The 2,470-nt window shown below is 45.0% G+C and carries 1 protein-coding gene and 1 pseudogene; both read left to right on the top strand.

From position 1 onward, the window contains the following. A pseudogene (locus tag MNV_RS19345) lies at positions 1-1,127 on the top strand (oligosaccharyl transferase, archaeosortase A system-associated); the annotation flags it as partial. Between the two features lie 47 nt (positions 1,128-1,174). Next, a partial coding sequence (locus MNV_RS04875; protein WP_306453619.1) for an STT3 domain-containing protein occupies positions 1,175-2,470 on the top strand: 1,296 nt, incomplete at its 3' end.

Genomic DNA, 2,470 nt, shown 5'->3' on the forward strand with positions numbered 1-2,470 from the left:
TGAAGTTCGGGGGATGGTATGAAAACCAGGGCAAAAACATCAGCCTGTCTCACGTACTTTCCCTGATCCTTGTAGCGATGCTTGTTCTTTTCTTTGTGTATCCGAGTCTTGTAATGACCGCTATTGGCACCGCGAATTCGTCCCCGGAATCACGCTATGGAGGCGGGGAACCTTCAGGCGGCGGGTACGATGAGTGGATGGAAGCTCTTAACTGGATGCGCTACAATACGCCAGATCCGGGATTAGATTATTCTGCCATTTATGAACAACCCAAAAACAGCACGTACCCGTATCCGGAGAGTGCTTACGGGGTCATGAGCTGGTGGGACTATGGACATATTATTACATACTGGGCGCATAGGATACCCAATGCAAACCCGTTCCAGGCAGGTATCGGTGGAGGAAAGACACATGCGCCTGGAGCTTCTACTTTCCTGACCGCAAAGAGCGAGGATGAAGCGAATAAAGTGCTTGATGCCCTGGGAATAAATGGAAAACCCGGCGCCCGGTACATAGTGAGTAACGGTTACATGGCATACGGAATAATGGATATATTTGGAATCTGGAACAAAGATGATGACTATCGCGTGCGAATTCAGACGAGCCAGGGACTTCAGGTTGTGCCTTCCTCGAAGTATTACGATAATATGGAGGCAAAGCTCCATATTCTTGACGGCAACAGCTTAAAGAACTATAGACTGGTGCACGAATCTCCTGCAAATCCAAATACGTTCGGAGGATATGAGGAACAGACTTATAAATATATTTATAATACTTTATATGGAGGGAATATTCCAGTAGAGAATTCCGGTCTTGTAAAAATTTTTGAATATGTGAAAGGTGCGAAAATCGAAGGACATGCACCGCCGAACGCTACAGTAACATTGACAGATACCATCAAAACAAATATCGGAAGGACTATTCAATATTCGCAGACCACTTCTTCGAACGGAACTTATGAGTTCACAGTTCCCTATTCGACCCTCGGTCCAATCACGGGAGAAACCCAGTTCGATACCAAACCGACAGGTCCTTATACAGTGACTGCAGGCAACATCTCAAAGCCTGTTAATGTCAGAGAAGAAGATGTTCTTAATGGCGGCACTGTGACCCTGGATTTGATATAGAGGCTAACTTGAAGGAACATGAATAACCAGACTGGCACGGGTTAAGTATGACTAAGAACAAAAAGAAGCGGGAAGAGAGATCCGTAAGAGCGGGAAAAGATAAAGAACAAAAATCAGAGCAAAGGTTAAATTTTCCTCCTTATTTTAGCTATATACCAGGCATAATTCTTCTGGTTATATTCGCCCTGTCCCTTTACTTACGGATTGTAATGCCATACGACAGCGTTTTCAGGAACGGCTATGTTGCATTTGCTTCTGATGATGCCGTATTCCAGATGCGTCTTGTTGAAAATACACTGAATAATTTTCCGCACAGGATTTTCTACGATGCATTTACTATCTACCCCACTGGCAGTTCGGTACACTGGGGACCCCTGTGGACTCAAATGATCGCTACTCTCTCGCTCATCGCAGGAATGGGCAGTTACAACATGCAGACTGTGAACGCCATAGCCGCCTATCTGCCCGGTGTACTGGGTGCGCTTGTCGTTTTCCCGGTGTATTACATAGGAAAGCTGCTGTATAACAGGAGTGCGGGCCTGCTTGCAGCACTTATGATCACTGTTCTGCCGGGATTCTTCATGCGCTCAGTGCTTGGATTCACAGATCACCATGTCGCCGAGGTTTTTTTCAGCACTGTGGCAATGGCTCTCTTCATGCTTGCAATAAAAGCAGGCAGAGATAGGAATATAAAACTTTCAGGACTGAATTTAAAAGAAAATTTAAAAGAAAAACCGGTGTTGTACTCCATACTTGCAGGGATAATGCTTGCAGCATTCCATATAACCTGGCCCGGCGCTCTGTTCTTCATCATGATATTTTTGATATTTATATTTGTTCAATCCATAGCTGATCACTTACGGGGCAGGTCAACGGATTATATTGTTGTTGCTGCGGTTCCCATGTTTTTAATCGATTTAATTGCGGTGCTGCCATATGTTAATTTTAATTATGGTTTCGGAATAGCCAATTATTCATGGTTCCATATAGTTGTGCCCATCTCCGGCATGGCTGTTCCTGCAGCATTGAATATACTTTCAAAAGAGATTAATAAAAGAGGGTATAATCCCCTATATTACCTGCCCTCTCTTGTGGCACTCTTTGCAGTGGCGCTGCTGGGAGTAGGAATAATCCTTCCAAATTTGTTTACGTCCCTGATGGCAGCACCCGGTCTCGTCTTTGAAGTTCATACAGGAGGGGGTGCCACTGTTGGAGAGGGCAAATCAATTTTTACCGAACCTGGCTGGGTCTGGGGAAATTTTCCTGTGACCGGTTTTCCGCAAAACGATACCTGGGTGCTGGTGTTCATATTTATTGCCCTTGCCTATACAGGATACAGGGTT

This window comes from Candidatus Methanoperedens nitratireducens (genome assembly GCF_900196725.1).
Taxonomy (GTDB): Archaea; Halobacteriota; Methanosarcinia; order Methanosarcinales; family Methanoperedenaceae; genus Methanoperedens; species Methanoperedens nitroreducens_A.